Source organism: Pseudoalteromonas sp. SR44-2 (genome assembly GCF_014163745.1).
In the GTDB taxonomy this organism is placed as follows: Bacteria; Pseudomonadota; Gammaproteobacteria; order Enterobacterales; family Alteromonadaceae; genus Pseudoalteromonas; species Pseudoalteromonas distincta.
Window position 1 is genome coordinate 40,357 of sequence record NZ_JACJDW010000001.1, and the last position, 15,194, is coordinate 55,550.

Annotated in this window: 16 protein-coding genes; 12 read left to right on the top strand and 4 right to left on the bottom strand. The window is 37.8% G+C overall.

All coding sequences use genetic code 11. From position 1 onward, the window contains the following. Positions 1-12 precede the first annotated feature (12 nt). From H5115_RS00170 to H5115_RS00180, 3 genes are all read right to left on the bottom strand, one after another. Positions 13-825, bottom strand: coding sequence for a TIGR02391 family protein (locus tag H5115_RS00170; protein ID WP_182752949.1), 813 nt, complete (start codon positions 823-825; stop codon positions 13-15). A gap of 284 nt (positions 826-1,109) precedes the next feature. Further along, complete coding sequence (locus H5115_RS00175; RefSeq protein WP_182752951.1) at positions 1,110-2,069, bottom strand: hypothetical protein; 960 nt, start codon at positions 2,067-2,069, stop codon at positions 1,110-1,112. Between the two features lie 108 nt (positions 2,070-2,177). After that, the gene (locus H5115_RS00180) at positions 2,178-2,807 is read right to left on the bottom strand and encodes a hemolysin III family protein (protein ID WP_182752967.1); all 630 of its coding nucleotides are present in this window, start codon (positions 2,805-2,807) and stop codon (positions 2,178-2,180) included. 185 nt (positions 2,808-2,992) lie between these two features. On the opposite strand from H5115_RS00180, the gene H5115_RS00185 reads away from it, so the two are divergent. Together H5115_RS00185 and H5115_RS00190 are read left to right on the top strand one after the other, a co-directional pair. Further along, the gene (locus H5115_RS00185) at positions 2,993-3,343 is read left to right on the top strand and encodes a hypothetical protein (RefSeq protein ID WP_182752969.1); all 351 of its coding nucleotides are present in this window, start codon (positions 2,993-2,995) and stop codon (positions 3,341-3,343) included. Positions 3,344-3,729: 386 nt separating this feature from the next. Next, the gene (locus H5115_RS00190; protein ID WP_182752971.1) at positions 3,730-5,208 is read left to right on the top strand and encodes a cellulase family glycosylhydrolase; all 1,479 of its coding nucleotides are present in this window, start codon (positions 3,730-3,732) and stop codon (positions 5,206-5,208) included. A 60-nt stretch (positions 5,209-5,268) separates the two neighbouring features. On the opposite strand, the gene H5115_RS00195 is transcribed toward H5115_RS00190, so the two are convergent. Beyond that, entirely contained in the window at positions 5,269-6,960 is a 1,692-nt protein-coding gene (locus H5115_RS00195; RefSeq protein WP_182752973.1) for an alkaline phosphatase, read from the bottom strand. Positions 6,961-7,258: 298 nt separating this feature from the next. Here H5115_RS00195 and H5115_RS00200 point away from each other — a divergent pair, with 298 nt between their 5' ends. The 10 genes from H5115_RS00200 to H5115_RS00245 all read left to right on the top strand — a co-directional run bounded on the left by H5115_RS00200 (position 7,259) and on the right by H5115_RS00245 (position 15,192). Further along, on the top strand, positions 7,259-7,531 hold the full coding sequence (locus tag H5115_RS00200) for a hypothetical protein (RefSeq protein WP_182752975.1): 273 nt from the start codon (positions 7,259-7,261) through the stop codon (positions 7,529-7,531). Positions 7,532-7,766: 235 nt separating this feature from the next. Beyond that, positions 7,767-8,345, top strand: coding sequence for an LON peptidase substrate-binding domain-containing protein (locus tag H5115_RS00205; protein WP_182752984.1), 579 nt, complete (start codon positions 7,767-7,769; stop codon positions 8,343-8,345). 68 nt (positions 8,346-8,413) lie between these two features. Next, positions 8,414-9,037, top strand: a complete 624-nt coding sequence (locus H5115_RS00210; RefSeq protein WP_002962457.1) for a sigma-70 family RNA polymerase sigma factor — start codon at positions 8,414-8,416, stop codon at positions 9,035-9,037. Continuing rightward, positions 9,030-9,710: a ChrR family anti-sigma-E factor gene (locus H5115_RS00215; RefSeq protein WP_002962459.1), complete on the top strand. Its 681-nt coding sequence runs from the start codon at positions 9,030-9,032 to the stop codon at positions 9,708-9,710. Before H5115_RS00210 ends, H5115_RS00215 begins: the two co-directional genes overlap by 8 nt. Positions 9,711-9,718: 8 nt before the next feature. Continuing rightward, positions 9,719-10,672, top strand: a complete 954-nt coding sequence (locus tag H5115_RS00220; RefSeq protein ID WP_002962461.1) for a DUF523 and DUF1722 domain-containing protein — start codon at positions 9,719-9,721, stop codon at positions 10,670-10,672. Then, positions 10,672-12,066: a deoxyribodipyrimidine photo-lyase gene (gene phrB / locus H5115_RS00225; RefSeq protein WP_182752986.1), complete on the top strand. Its 1,395-nt coding sequence runs from the start codon at positions 10,672-10,674 to the stop codon at positions 12,064-12,066. Before H5115_RS00220 ends, phrB begins: the two co-directional genes overlap by 1 nt. A 1-nt stretch (position 12,067) precedes the next feature. After that, positions 12,068-12,496, top strand: coding sequence for a nuclear transport factor 2 family protein (locus tag H5115_RS00230; RefSeq protein WP_002962464.1), 429 nt, complete (start codon positions 12,068-12,070; stop codon positions 12,494-12,496). Positions 12,497-12,498: 2 nt separating this feature from the next. Continuing rightward, a complete protein-coding gene (locus H5115_RS00235; RefSeq protein ID WP_002962466.1) occupies positions 12,499-13,209 on the top strand; it encodes an SDR family NAD(P)-dependent oxidoreductase in 711 nt (236 codons plus the stop codon). Beyond that, on the top strand, positions 13,206-14,462 hold the full coding sequence (locus H5115_RS00240; RefSeq protein ID WP_182752988.1) for an NAD(P)/FAD-dependent oxidoreductase: 1,257 nt from the start codon (positions 13,206-13,208) through the stop codon (positions 14,460-14,462). The genes H5115_RS00235 and H5115_RS00240 overlap by 4 nt, the downstream gene beginning before the upstream one ends. After that, positions 14,455-15,192, top strand: a complete 738-nt coding sequence (locus tag H5115_RS00245; protein WP_182752990.1) for a DUF1365 domain-containing protein — start codon at positions 14,455-14,457, stop codon at positions 15,190-15,192. The genes H5115_RS00240 and H5115_RS00245 overlap by 8 nt, the downstream gene beginning before the upstream one ends. The last annotated feature ends 2 nt before the right edge of the window (positions 15,193-15,194 follow it).

A 15,194-nucleotide genomic window follows, 5' to 3' on the forward strand; every position in this document is an offset into this window, starting at 1 on the left:
TGTTAGCACGTTTTATGAGATCACAGGGATTTTATTAGTGTTGTCTAATTTCCTGTGCACAAATGACATAAGTGCAAAAATATCCAGAGCATCCTGCTCAGTCATTGGCCATGTTGTTTTCGGCGAATGAGCAACTGGATTTCGTACTGCACCAAATAGCCCGACTAAAATATTGCTAAAGCCTTTCTGCTCACTGATCTCTGTTTCAGTAGAAAGTGAATTAATTGCTAATATTGGTTTGTTAACTGAAAATGCAGTATTAACAAGAGCGGCACCATCAGTAGGTAAACTTGCCATATCTCTGATACGTTGTGCAACTCCCTTGATGCCTTCAAGTACTGCATGAAAATAATTTTCTTCTAATAACTCAGCTTTGCAATAGTTGAATATTTCAATATGAGCGCCTCGATCTTCTAGCGTACTTCTCAGTGCACCAGCTCTTGCCCTTGCACCTTTAAGAGTAGTTTCTGCTTGTGCTCGTATTGTTTTTCCATCTTCTCTTACGCTATAACCTGAGAACGACAAAACCACATTTAATTCTGAGCGACGCCACTCAAAAGTATCTTTGTTTCTTGCATAGCTTACAGGGTCCATTGCGCGGTTAATAAACATTATCAAGTGATTACCAACTTGATAATTATTTTGCGCTTCTACGAGAGTGTTAAATAACCTCTTCCATTTAGTCATGGTTGGAGATACATCGTTTAATTTACAATCTTGAATTAGATAACCAATTTCTGAACTTGTAAGTCCAAGCTCAGTATCCGCTATAACTCGACATACCGCTTTAAGAGTTTGAGGGCTGAACGGATCAATTTTCGACATAGATGACTCCATACGTGCTAACAGCTTTATCAGAGGACACTTTCCCTATTTAAGCGCGAAAACATCCTTATTTTATGAGTTTCTATTAATAGCAAATAGTGTAAGTTATTGCCATTAATAAATATTATGCTTAGGAAAGGTTATTTTACTATGTAAAAAAGGGGAAAACTTCCTCTTAGTATCGCTTAGCTAATCCCAATAGATTCTGAATATCCGTTGTTCGGTGTGAGTTCAAGCATTCGAAGCCAAAATAATGGGTACGTGCCAGCTAAGAAGTTAATTGTTCAGAATTCACTCTTTAAATATGCAGACTCGTCTATATAATCAATTACCAATTCAAAATATTGAAGAGCCGAACCACCTAAAGCTCCATCTATTTTTTTATCCATCATTGATGACATGAATTTGTGGAAGTTATTATCTGCCCTCCGTGTAAACCAAACCGGCCCTGTAACTTGCTCGGCAATCATAACTTTAGGGACCTTTATCATTGATTCTCCAGTATTAGACTCCGCCTTTTCAATAACAGCCCAACTTGGATTTTGAGTTTTCCAATTTTCAAAAATACTGGCTGAAATAAAAGAAGTACCTACTACCTTTGATGTACCTTGTATATGCTTTGCCGCTGCATCGGTTAATATTGATGTTGCACCAGTATCTAAAAGCATTTGGTATTCTATCCCTTGAACTTTTATTTCGATTCTAGGAAATGCGGTGGTGTATTTTTGTTGCGAGTCTTTTTGAAAACCTAGTTTTATCTTCTTGAATTTGTATAAGTTTATTTCATCTAAAGATTGCAGGATGGACATAGATTTATTTAAATAGTCAATTTTAATAATTTTTTCTGCGTGCCATCGGCCACCTAAAAAACCATCAAAGTCTTCCTCAATTGATAGTTCATCCTTAGGGACTATAAATAAATAGCCTTCCATAAAGTTTTGCAAACCACCAATAGGAACTTCTGAGCCAGCTTGAAAGTCCGGCATGCTTGACAGTGTATGCACATTACCTTCATCTACTTTTTTAATTGTAGGCCATTTATATTGTTGATGAAGTTCTTTCGATATAGCATTCCAACCGCCACCTGTATCTGTAAAGAACTTTAGCTTTTGACCATCTTTCAGTTCTGGAGTAAGAAAGATGCGGTTATTATTAAATTCAGTGGGCAGCGGTTGTTCAGCTAAAAGTTGAAATGGAACTAAAGCTAAAACAAAGAAAAGAGGTACTAGATTTAAATTATACATTGATCATCCATGATTTTTAAAAATTACAATATGTAAATCCTAACACTTAGTTACTATGAGTGGTGAATTCACGGATCAAACTAGACCATTTTAATTGGCTATACCAGCTCAATAAACGTAATTGCTAATTGAAATATAATGACAAACACACCCAGCAATAACAAATAAGTGCCAAATTGCGTGGCTAAATTGGGTGCTTTTAGCGCTGTAAAATAATGTACCTAAACTATAAAAAATGCCGCCGGCAAGTAGCCAGTAAAGTGCTTTTACATCAACACTTGAATAAAGCGGATAAACAATAGCCAGTGCAAACCAGCCCATGAGTAAGTAGGTGGCGAGTGATATTTTTTTATTGCCGTTTTTTACAAATACTTTGTACGCAACGCCCGCCAGTGCCACCGCCCAAATAAATGTAAGTGTTGCCCATGACCAAGCACCGGTTAATGAGATCAATAAAAAGGGAGTGTAGGTGCCGGCAATTAATAAGTATATGGCGCAGTGATCGCACTTTTTATAAAAGGCTCTTAAGCGCGGTTGAATACTGGCGTGGTACAAAGTGGACGACAAAAACAGCACAAATAGGCTGCTGCCATAAATTGCAGTACTAACATACGCGTTAGTGCTGGTGGCTTGGCTAAATAAATCCCACATAACAAATGCGGCAAATATAATACCGAGTGCATGGCTGATTACATTTAATTTCTCTTCTTTACGTGAATAAGGCGCTTCTAACGACATAACTGTTCCTACCACTATTGGAATTAATTTCAGTGTACAACTGTACGCTGAAAGTTTCAATCTTAGCTGTGAGTAATTCTAAATAACTTTATTTGATACGCTACATTAGCTTTTACTTGATTTTAAAGAGAATTAATTCACTATGTTGGTGTCTAGTGTAATACATATTACGAGCTGAAATAACCATGAAACAAGATCTAAAAGCTGCTTTACTTACCGCCATTGTTTATCCTGGAGCGGGGCATTTTTCTTTAAAAAAACACCTTATAGGCGCTATTTTTGCGGGTGTATTCTCTGTTCTTTTAATTTTAACCTTTCAAGATATATTTGCGATTGCACAGTGTACTGCAAATGAAATTGTAAACGGAAAAATCCCCATGTCGGTTACGGCCATTTTAAAAGCCGCGCAACAACCATCTAACGCCTGCGCTCAACTCGCTGAATATAAGTATGTACCTTTAATGATTATAATTTGGGTGCTGAGCATTATGGATGCATACCGTTTGGGCAGAAAAGCGCTGCCTACTAAAAAATAAGCGACTTAATCAGAACTCGGTTTGGTTGGCTTATTAATATTTTACCCTGACATTTAGCTATTATTGATGGCGGTAATAATTATTATTACCGCTTTTTCATTTTTATACATATTTTTTGTAACCGAGATTTTTGCCCGCACCATGTAAACATCGTGTAAATTCCTGTATATACCCAGTAAAATCCTCAAACCTCGTTAAATCGCTCACTTGTTGATATTTAGTTAATTAAAACCCTTGTCTTTGTACCTTTTTATTCATTTAATGTTAATAAATAAATGGTACTTTCTGCTCGCCAAATTAACTTTATTTGACTATTAAGTATTGGTTTGGTGTCAATTTATTACATCAAACGATGACGACTGATAATTTCAATTTAAGGAAATACCATGAATAACAGTTCAAATAACCACAAAAGAAAGGATTTTAAAGTGGCGAGCTTATCGTTAGCTTTATTATTAGGATGCTCAACTATGGCCAATGCCGCTGTTGAGAAGTTAACGGTGAGTGGGAATCAAATTCTTGCAGGTGGAGAGAGTACAAGTTTTGCCGGTATAAGTTTGTTTTGGAGCAATACAGGGTGGGGTGGTGAAGAGTTTTACACAACTCAAACAGTAGCAAAGGCAAAAACTGAATTTAATGCAACATTAATTCGTGCAGCTATTGGCCATGGTACGAGTACTGGTGGTAGTTTGAACTTTGATTGGGAGGGCAATATGAGCCGTCTTGATACTGTTGTAAGCGCAGCTATTAGCGAAGATATGTACGTTATTATTGATTTTCATAGCCATGAAGCACATACCGATCAGGCAACTGCAGTTCGCTTTTTTGAAGACGTAGCTACCAAGTATGGGCAGTACGACAATGTTATTTATGAAATTTATAACGAGCCGTTACAAATTTCATGGGCTAACGATATTAAGCCATACGCCGAAACAGTTATTGATAAAATTAGAGCAATCGATCCTGATAACTTAATTGTGGTTGGTACACCTACGTGGTCGCAAGATGTTGATGTGGCATCACAAAACCCGATAGATCGCGCCAATATTGCTTACACTCTGCATTTTTATGCTGGCACGCATGGTCAATCGTATCGAAATAAAGCACAAACAGCACTCGATAACGGCATTGCACTATTCGCCACAGAGTGGGGAACAGTTAATGCTGATGGCAATGGTGGTGTTAATATTAATGAAACCGATGCATGGATGGCATTTTTTAAAACAAACAATATTAGCCACGCTAACTGGGCTTTAAACGATAAAAACGAAGGTGCATCGTTATTTACTCCAGGCGGTAGTTGGAATTCACTAACCGCGTCAGGCACTAAAGTTAAAGAGATCATTAAAGGTTGGGGTGGTAGTACGGTTGCTTTAGACTCTGATGGCGATGGTATAAGTGACAGCCTTGATCAGTGCGATAACACTCCCGCAGGTACAACGGTTGATAGTATTGGTTGTGAGTTAACTGACAGCGATGCCGATGGTATTAGCGATAGTGTTGATCAATGCCCTAATACACCTGTAGGTGAAACTGTTAATAATGTAGGTTGCGTTGTTGAAGTAGTTGATCCTCAAAGCGATGTGGATAACGATGGAGTGAATGATGATATTGATCAGTGCCCAGATACACCCGCTGGTACAAGTGTTGATACAAACGGATGCAGTGTTGTAAGTTCAACAGATTGTAATGGTATTAATACATATCCTAATTGGGTGAAAAAAGATTATTCGGCCGGTCCGTTTACTCACAATAACACCGACGATAAAATGCAATATCAAGGTAATGCATACAGCGCAAACTGGTATACAAACAGCATTCCCGGAAGTGATGCTTCGTGGACGCTTATCTATAGCTGTAGTTAAGCGCGTTAAATAAAATATGCGAAGAAGGTAAATAATACATTTACCTTCTTTTTAAAAGTATTAGCCTTTATAAACACTTTGGTGTTGATCAGTGATGTTGTAGCTAGGGGAGTTTATGTTATCTATATAGCGCCAATCGGTTGTGATTTGCTCTTTAGTAATAGTCAGTAACATATATCCACGGTGTGATAAGTCACAATAGTTTAAGTCGTTTATTAACAATGAAAGCGAGTCAGCCATTTGCTTTGCTTGTGCTGTATTAAGCGCTAAATAATGCTCCATACCGGGGGATGTAACACCAGGCGTTGCAAATTCTACTCCTACGCTTTCACCTTTTGCATTTTTTAATGTGCCATGCCACGCATTGTGCGTATCACCTGCAACCACGACTAACTTTTTATTTAATGCGGTAACGCTTTTGTATAATGCTTCGCGCTCGCTTGGGTAACCATCCCACGCATCTAAATTATAAGGCATTAAAGTATTTACGCGTGCGAGTTGCTCAGGTGTTACCGCTTTATTAGCTAACACGGCTTTTTTAATGGCAACAAGCTCTTTTAACACCTGCGGTATTTTAGTGCGATCGGATTGCGAGAATATTTCAGTAGGTAGCCACATTTTAGTCATCAATACTTGCTGGCCTAATATTTGCCACTTTGCATTTGATTTAGTTATTGCACTGGTGAGCCAGTTTAGTTGTGTGTTACCTAGTAACTGCCTTTTTGGATTATTTAAATCACTGGCAAAGCGCGCAACATCCATTTGTTTGGTCTCTAGGTTTTTATAGTCGCTGTAAGCGAGTTGTTTATCGCGTGCTATTACGCGCGTATCTAGCATGTGCAAGCTTATTAAATTACCAAAATCGAAGGTGCGGTATATTTGCGGGCTTTGTTCACCCATAGGCGGTCTAATTGGCAGCCATTCGTAATAGGCTTGAATAGCTGCTGCACGGCGCTTAAAAAAGTCACCTTCATCAGGGGTATGATTTTCAGCACCGCTTTTATAGGTATCGTTGGTAACTTCGTGGTCATCCCATATTGCGATAAATGGCGCTGCAGCGTGAAGTGCTTGTAAGCCTTGGTCTGTTCTGTAAATAGCATAGCGCTTACGATAGTCGCCAAGGGTAATAATTTCACCGCTGTTATCGGCTGCTAATTGGCGGCCAATGTTTTCAGCATTTTCGGTAGCGTATCCGCCCATTGGGTATTCGTAAATGTAATCACCCAAATGCAGTACTACATCTAAATCTTTTTGTTTAGCGGCATCGGTGTAGGCATTAAAGTACCCAGCAGGGTAGTTTGAGCACGACACAACAGCCATTTTTATTTGTTCAACATTGTTTATTGGTAGTGTTTTAGCCCGGCCAATTGGGCTTTGTGTATTTAAACCCACAAATCGATAAAAGTACTCTGTGTTTGGAGCAAGTTCTTGCACATCTATTTTTATTGTAAAGTCTCTGCTTTTATCTGTTTGTTCGCGCCCGCTGCGGATGATGTTTTTAAATTGAGAGTCACTTGCCAGTTCCCAAGCGACAGTAACTTCAAAATTTGATTGAGAAGTAGTTGCACGTGTCCAAATTATTAAAGCATTACTGAGCGGATCGCCACTGGCTACACCGTGTTTAAATTCAATAGCCGATAGTGGTTTGTTTGTTAATGTTTGAGCACAACCTGTAATGGCACTCGATACTGCGACGGTAAATATGCTTGCTGCTGAGGTTTTTAAGAAATTTCGACGTGATGAAAGGGTCATACTGCACTTTTTGAATTATTTATAGTGGTGTGCACTTTAGCGGGTAGATATGACGTTTTTATAAACGCTAAATGTATTTAGTGTGACGGTATTAATACATTTAAACCCTTTTATTTATTAACTAAAAAGTAGTCAAAAAATTAAATTAAATGGTTAAATTAACAAGGTATGAATTTTTTAAATTAAAGTGTTGTATGTAAAGCTGTTTAATTACAGTTGCTTACGATTTATTCTTATGTTGGCACAACCCTTGAGTATGTAACTACGTCTAAACAATACACAAACAAGGAATACCATTATGAAACATTCAATTAAAATCGCTATGGCAAGTTTATTAGTATTAGGTTCTGCGCAAGTACACGCAACAGAAGTGGACCTAGATGTAACTGATATATTAACTCAAAGTGTAGCAAGCTACGTAAAGCAAACTACAATCGAGCTTGAAAAATCACTAAAGGAAACGCTTTATTTTGATGCTAAAACTGTTTTAGAGGGGTTATTAGATGAGCCCGTTTTAACACATAGCACAACACTTAAAAATACTGACACTAGTATTAAAAACGCAAAATAAATTATTTAAAGGATTAAAACGATGAGCAGTGAACTTGGATTATTTGCATTAATGTTAGCACCCGTAGTCAGTATGATTAGCGCTTATTACTCGGTTCAAGTGTTTAAAGCTATGGGAGGTTGGTTTAATCTTTAGCCAATTATATAGCTGGTAATTAATTCGATTCATACAAAGCTGATCGACTTAGCAAAAGCGCACGTAAATAAAGGCAGAGTGTTTGAAAGAAGTAGACTTTATGAAACGTGCGATTTTTCCATTACCCATTTTTATGTTACCAGAAGGCTATACGCGATTACGCATATTTGAGCCTCGCTATTTAAATATGGTTAAAACCGCATTAAAAAACAATACAGGGTTTGTGCTTTGTACATTTGAGCACGACACGCCATTTAATATAAGCGCGCAAGGTTGCCTTGTTGATATTATTGATTTTGACCAAGACGACAACGATGTATTATTAATCGATGTGTTTGCATCTAAAAATGTGCAAATAAATGATGTTTATCAAGACGAGGACGAACTGCGACATGGTTTGGTGTCTTCTTGTAATACGCCATATTGGTATAAGGATTCTAACAACTCAGTTGGCGAACATGACTTATTGCATGATGCGCTTTTAAACGTGTTTAAAAGTAATCCGGAACTTAATTTACTGTACAAAAAAACTCACTTTGACAAACTGCCTTGGATTGCAGCTCGTTGGCTTGAGCTCCTACCTATTTCTATTGAGAAAAAACAGCAACTTGCGTTTGAAACGAACTTTGATAACTTACTTAATTTCCTCCATACTGTGATTAATAACGAATTTGCCTAAATTTTATGATCCTAAATTAATTATTGCCCGTATTACTTAATACAAAAGCAATAACGGGATAAATTATTATGGTAAGTCAACAACAATCACCACGTTGTGAACCTAATACAGGTAAGTACACTGCCATGCCAGAAACGCCGAGTAAAGAACTCATGCAAGCGCTTATAGATGTTGCACAGTCACGCGATAAAAAAGCATTTTCCTATTTATTTGAATACTTTGCGCCAAAAATTAAACGCTTTGGAATTAAGCAATTTGGTGTTGAAGCTCAAGCAATGGAGCTTGTGCAAGAGACGTTAACATCTGTTTGGCGTAAAGCACATTTGTATCACAGTGATAAAGGTGCGGCTACTACGTGGGTTTATACCGTTATGCGTAATGCTTCATTCGATATGCTTCGTAAAATGAAAAGTAATAAAGAAGAAAACATAAGCGAAGATATTTGGCCGTTATTAAACGAATCACAAGATACACATCACGAATACAGTGATCATTTAGAAGATAAACAAATTAAACGTTATTTAGACAAATTACCTATTGCTCAACGCGAAGTGGTAAGAGGCGTTTATTTTCAAGACATGTCGCAAGAGCAACTTGCACATCAACTTAATATTCCAGTAGGCACGGTAAAATCACGATTACGTTTGGCCTTGCAAAAATTACGTAATGAAATGGGAGATCAGCATGATTAAACATCACCCGAGTGAAACTTTACTGACACAGTATTGCGATGCATCACTTGCTACATCATTGAGTTTAGCCGTTTCTATACATGTAGATATGTGCCCTGTGTGCCAAGCTAAAGTAGCTAAAATTGAGGCAAGCAACGCAAACGCATTATTTAGCGAAGAGCCAGCGCAGTATGAGAAACCTCAAGCTGAGCAACCTGAGTTACTTGAAGAATTTGAATTGAATGTGCTTGATATGATCACGTCTGATGATTCTATCGACGAAGTCTATGAAGTAGAGCCTGTTTCTATTAAAGTTAATGAGCATAATTATCAGCTTCCACGTGCACTAACGCGTATTTCTCACAGTAAATTTACCCAAGTGGGTAAGCTTGCGAGATCGCGTATTGCACTTGATGATGGCCCATTACGCTCTAGCTTGTTACATATTGATGCTGGTGGTGAAATACCAGAACACACGCACACTGGCTTTGAAGTTACTTTACTCCTAGATGGCGAGTTTAGTGATGAAGAAGGAAAATATGTACCAGGTGACTTTATATGGCAAGATGGTAGCCACCAACATACTCCTTTAACAAAAGATGGTTGTTTGTGCTTTACAGTTGTCAGTAGTGCGCTACATTTTAATAAGGGCTTCAGCAAGTTACTAAATCCAATAGGTAATTTGATTTACTAAGAGAATTTATGCACACAGATATAATAAAAATAGGTATAAGCGCCTGCTTAGCAGGCGAAAAAGTTAGATTTGACACAGGTCATAAAAAGTCAAACTTCTGTATGGATGAGTTAGGTAAACACGTTGAATATACACGGTTTTGTCCGGAGGTAGCGGTAGGTTTACCAATACCTCGTCCAACTATTCGCCAAGTTAAAGTTGGCGATACTATTAAAGTATGTCGCCCAGATGGCACTGGAGATGTAGGTCAACAACTTACCGAGTATGGTAAAAAAGTTGCAACAGAACAAGCTAAAGAGTTGAGCGGGTTTGTATTTTGCGCAAAAAGTCCAAGCTGCGGCATGGAGCGCATTAAAATATACAACGAAGCAGGCACGGGTAATACCTCTGAAGGCATTGGTTTTTTTGCTGAGCAAATAATGAAGCACAACCCATTATTGCCATGTGAAGAAAACGGTCGCTTAAATGACATGCATTTACGTGAAAACTTTGTAATGAGAATTTACGTATTTAAAAATTGGCAAAAGTTGGTACAAGAACCACTAACTGTTCACAAGCTTACTCAATTTCATTCTCAGTATAAGTACTTGTTGATGGCTCATAATTACCAAGCTTATCGTGATTTGGGTAATCTGCTTGGAACGTTCGTAGGTGACGACATAAATGCAGTTGCGGATGAATATATTTTAGGTTTGATGACGGGTCTGAAAAAGCCAGCTTCTCGCAGAAATAATTGCAACACCCTAATGCATTTACAAGGCTACTTTAAAAATGATTTATCGAAGGTTGAAAAACAAGAACTTCGTGATGCCATAGACGAATACCGCGAAGGATTGGTGCCATTGTATGTACCACTTACCTTGTTAAAACATCATTTGAAAGTTCATCCGAATGAGTACCTTGAAAAACAAGTGTTTTTTAACCCATACCCTCACGATTTAAAATTACGATTTGGTATTTAATGGATACATTATTTTGGTTTAGGCGCGATTTGCGCCTTTTTTCTAATGAAGCGTTAATTCAAGCGCTAAATAATGGCGCTAAACACGCCATTTTTTTTGTGTCTGAAAAGCAGTGGCAACAACACCAAGCTGCGCCTATTCAGATTGACTTACTCAAGCGCCGAGTTACTTATCTTCAATCACAACTTGCTGATTACGGTATTACTTTACATATTATTGAAGCGCCTAGCTTTTGTGATTGTACGCGCGAGCTTATTAACTTTTGTAAAGCAAACGATGTAAAACACGTAATTGCTAATACAGAATATGAGCTTAATGAAGTAAACCGCGATAAAGCAATTTTGCATGAATGCGATGAGCTTTCTATTACTTTTACTTTGTACGAAGGTGATTTAATTGCGCCTGCAGGCTCTGTCAAAAATCAAAGTAATGAAATGTATAAAGTGTTTACTCCATTTAAACGTGCATGGTTAAAGCAGTATCAAGATACACACTTTAGCTTGCCACAATGGCCTTTAACTTCTGACCCTATTGAGTTTGACGAGAGTGATTTACTAAAAAGTGATGGGTGCTCAGATAAGTGGCCGGTTGACGACGAAACACTCTCTACCGTAGTTGATAATTTTATATGCGATAAACTGACAAGTTACGACGACCAGCGTGATATTCCCAGTGTAAAAGGCACATCGGGTTTAAGCCCGTATTTAGCACTAGGTATTGTAAGCACAAAGCAACTGCTTATTAATATTCAGCAGCGTTATCCTGATATTTTAACTACATCGAAAAGTAAAACGTTTACGTGGATTAACGAGCTTGTTTGGCGCGAATTTTACAGACATTTAGTTGCTGAATTTCCGAAGCTTTCGCGCGGCGATAACTTTAACGAAAAGTATAATGCTGTAGTGTGGCGTAAAAGCGAAAGCGATTTTAAAGCATGGTGCGAAGGGCGTACAGGTTACCCATTAGTGGATGCAGCAATGCTACAACTTAAGCAAACCGGTTGGATGCATAATCGTTTACGAATGGTTGTTGCAAGCTTTTTAACTAAGCATTTATTAATAGACTGGCGTGAAGGTGAACGCTTTTTCATGCAGCACTTAATTGATGGCGATTTAGCCTCAAATAATGGTGGTTGGCAGTGGGCTGCAAGTACGGGCTGTGATGCTCAGCCTTATTTTAGAGTTTTTAATCCTATCAGACAAAGCGAGCGCTTTGATCCAACGGGCAAGTTTATCCGTAAGTATTTGCCAGAGCTTGAAAACGTGCCAGATAAACACATTCATTTTCCACACACTTATTTAGCCGCAACAGGCAAAGATAAGGAATGTTACTGGCCAGCAATAGTTGATCATAAAGCGGCACGAGAACGTGCACTTGCTGCATTTAAGGTGTGATATGGATAACCAGTTACCAGTAGATAAATTTGTTGAAATATACCAACAGCTTGATAGCACTAATCTTGATTTATTGAGTGATATTTACTGTGACAACATACAGTTTATAGACCCGATGCATGAAATTAACGGCATTGTAGAATTGCGCAGATACTTTGCTAACTTATACAGCAATGTTAAGCATTGCCAGTTTGATATTAGTGATTCGTTTAATAGCGGTAACAATGCTTTTATTTATTGGACTATGCATTATGCACATCCAAAGCTCTCATCAGGTAAAACTATCTCGGTAGACGGTCATAGCAAGCTTATTTTTAAAGATGGCAAAATTATTAAGCACAGAGACTACTTTAATGTGGGCGAGTTGTTATACAAACACATTCCTTTACTTGGTAGCGTTATAAAGCTAATTGATAAAAGAGCAGGTTAATTATGATCACACTTATAACGGGTGCTACATCAGGTATTGGCGAGCAGCTAGCAATTAAATATGCACAGCTAGGAGACACTGTTATAGCTTGCGGCCGTAATAGTGATAAGCTCGCCGAGCTTGCTAAATACGACAATATCCAAGCATGTAAATTTGATGCAACTAACCTGCAAGATATAAAAGAGTCTACTATTGGCTTTCCTCATTTTGACCGTGTTATTTTAAACGCTGGTAATTGTGAATATATAGATGATGCGCGCAACTTTGATAGCGCGTTGTTTGAGCGTGTAATAAACGTTAACTTACTTTCTATGGGGTATTGCCTTGAGGCGTTACTTCCTAAAATAAATCCAGGTGGCCAACTTGTTTTGGTCAGCTCAAGTGTTACTTACCTTGCGCTACCTCGTTCAGAAGCTTATGGCGCATCAAAAGCGGGTGTAAGTTACTTAGCAAAAAGCTTAGCGGTTGATTTAAATGATGTTGATGTGACTTTAGTTCATCCCGGGTTTGTAAAAACGCCACTTACTAATAAAAATGATTTCCCGATGCCTATGGCCGTTACTGCTGAAAAAGCAGCTGACTACATGATTAAGGGTATTCAAAAACGCCGCAAAGACGTTCATTTCCCTTATCGTTTTACACTTATATTAAAAGCTTTACGCATTTTACCACTGCCGATTTGGCTTAAAATCGCAAAAGGATTAGCCCGTTGAAAAAAATAGCAATAATAGGAACTGGTGTATCTGGTTTAACATGTGGGCATTTGCTTCACAAACATTACGATGTAACCGTATTTGAAAAAAATGATTACATAGGTGGCCACACAGCAACGGTTGATGTTGATGTGTGTGGCATCAAATACGCAATAGACACTGGCTTTATTGTATTTAATGACCGAACTTACCCATATTTTGAAAAGTTACTTTCGCGCATTGGTATTGATAAACAAACAACCCAGATGAGCTTTAGTGTGCATAACGAAGCCACTGGTTTTGAATACAATGGACATACGTTTACAAGCTTATTTGCACAGCGTCGTAATATTTTTAGACCTAAATTTTGGCGATTATTGTACGACATTGTTAGGTTTAACAAACTGTGCAAAGCAATGCATGAAAAAGGTGATTACCAGTCTGATCAATCACTAGGGCAATTGCTTAACGATAACCAGTTTAATGACTTTTTTAAATACCATTATATTCTTCCTATGGGCGCGGCTATTTGGTCTACCAGTATTAAAGAAATGGAAAACGTAGGCGTTGAGTTTTTTGTTAAGTTTTTCTTTAATCATGGGCTTTTAGATGTAACCAATAGACCACAGTGGTATGTAGTACCAGGAGGCTCTCGTCAGTACATTAAGCCGCTGATCAGAGGCTTTGCCGACAAAATTAACCTCAATACAAATATTAAATCAGTTAAGCGTCAAAATGATGAAGTAACAATAGAGTTTGCCAATGGTGAGCAAAGTAAATTTGATAAAGTAATATTTGCTTGTCATTCAGATCAGGCGCTTGCACTACTGGGTGATGCTACTGAGCAAGAAAAGTCAGTATTGGGTGCAATAGCTTACACTGAGAACTCAGTGGTGTTGCACACCGATACAAACCTTTTGCCAGATAGAAAAGCGGCATGGGCAAGCTGGAACTACCTACTTAATAACAACACGGATAAAGCCGCTGTTGTAACTTACCAAATGAATATTTTGCAAGGTATACAATCAGATACACAGTTCTGTGTAACGCTTAACCATCTTGAAGGAATAAGCCAAAGTAAAATTTTGCGCGAGTTTACTTATCACCACCCTGTATTTAACCAAGAGTCTATTGCGGCTCAAAAACTTAAACACAGTATTGATGGGCATAATAATAGTTATTTTTGTGGTGCTTATTGGTACAATGGCTTTCATGAAGATGGCGTACACAGTGGTGTAGATGTAGCCAAGCAACTTGGGGTCGAATTTGACTAGTGCAGTGTATTTAGGCGATGTTAAACATCGCCGTTTTGCTGTTAAAGAACATCGCTTTAGTTACCCTTTGTATATGATGTGGGTAGATTTAAATAATCCTCAACAACTAAATGGTGTGCATAAACACATAGGTACGTCAGGCTTAAAGGCGTTAAAGTTTAATGAAGCTGATTATCTTAAAGGCACCTCACAGCTTGCTAAACGTCCTCTTATTGAGCGTGCACACGAACAACTTGCCAATTTAGGTATTACTGAAACCTTTACTCATATTTACATGCTTGGGCAACTTCGTTGTTTTGGTTTGTATTTTAGTCCTGTTAATTTTTACTTTTTTGGTCATAACGACACCCGTTTTAAATACATGATTGCTGAAGTAAGTAATACACCGTGGAACGAACGTCATTATTATTTAGTACCTTTAGAAAAAAAAGTGAACTTTAAAAAGGTTTTTTCCGTATCACCTTTCATGAATCTAGATATGAACTATCATTGGCATGTTAAGCAATCGCTTGATAAAACATTGATACACATTGAAAATAAGCGAAATGAAGAGCTATTATTTGATGCTACACTTCGCTTAAAACGTAAAGAACTTACTAAAGAAGAAGTTAATAAGTTATTTAAACGTTTTCCGGCCATGACATGGTCTATTTTCAAAGGTATTTATTATCAAGCGTTAAAGTTGTTTATAAAACGAGTTCCTTTTTTAGGTCACTCAGGCAAGCCATAAAG